Genomic DNA, 1,155 nt, shown 5'->3' on the forward strand with positions numbered 1-1,155 from the left:
CGCGGGTGCGGTGGAGTTGCTGACCGAGGCCCGGGAGTGGCCCGAGACCGACGGTCGTCCGCGTAGGGCGGGCGTCTCGTCCTTCGGGCTCAGCGGCACCAACGCCCACACCATCGTGGAGCAGGCACCCGTCTTCGCCGAGCCGGAGCCGAAGTCGGAGCTCGAGCCCGTTGAGCACCCCGTACTGCCTTACGTCATCTCCGCCAAGGACCGCGAGGCGCTCCGGGCCCAGGCCGAGCGACTGCGCACCCACCTTCTGGAGCGCCCTGCCCTTCGGGGCGCCGATGTTGCCCATTCGTTGGCGACGGGGCGTGCGGCCATGGACGAGCGGGCGGTGCTCGTCGCGGGCGACCGCGAGGACTTCGTACGGCAGCTGGGTACGCTGGCGAGCGGCGAGACGCCCGCCGGGACGGTCACCGGTACTCCGGTGGACGCGAAGCTGGCGTTCCTGTTCACGGGGCAGGGCAGCCAGCGGTTGGGGATGGGCCGGGAGCTGTATGGGGCGTATCCGGTGTTCGCGGATGCGTTGGATGCGGTGTGTGCGCGGCTTGACGGGCATCTGGACGTGCCGTTGCTGGAGGTGCTGTTCGGCGACGACGCGGATCTGATCAACGAGACCGCCTGCACGCAGCCTGCGTTGTTCGCGGTCGAGGTGGCGTTGTTCCGGCTGCTGGAGTCGTGGGGGGTTCGGCCGGACTTCCTGTCGGGTCACTCCATCGGTGAGGTGGCGGCCGCGCATTGTGCGGGTGTGCTGTCGCTGGAGGACGCGTGCACGCTGGTGGCGGCGCGTGGTCGGCTGATGCAGGAGTTGCCGTCCGGTGGGGCCATGGTGGCTGTCCAGGCCGCTGAGGACGAGGTGCTGCCGTATCTGACGGATGCGGTGAGTATCGCGGCCGTCAACGGTCCGGCGTCCGTGGTGATCGCTGGTGACGAGAGCGCCGTGCTGGAGATCGCCGGCGTCTTTGAGCGGCAGGGGCGGAAGACTCGTCGGTTGACGGTCAGTCATGCCTTCCATTCGCCGCACATGGACGGGATGTTGGAGGCATTCCGGGAGGTGGCCGAGGGGCTGTCGTATGGCGTTCCGCGGATTCCGGTCGTGTCGAACCTGACGGCTTCGGTTGTGTCGGGTGAGGAGATCGGGACGGCTGACTTCTG

The 1,155-nt window shown here is 68.9% G+C and carries 1 protein-coding gene; it reads left to right on the forward strand.

The window, feature by feature from the left end:
• A partial coding sequence (locus IE249_RS35365) for an acyltransferase domain-containing protein (protein WP_229860020.1) occupies nucleotides 1-1,155 on the forward strand: 1,155 nt, incomplete at both ends.

The sequence above is a fragment of the Streptomyces anandii JCM 4720 genome (assembly GCF_014650655.1).
Classification (GTDB): Bacteria; Actinomycetota; Actinomycetes; order Streptomycetales; family Streptomycetaceae; genus Streptomyces; species Streptomyces anandii.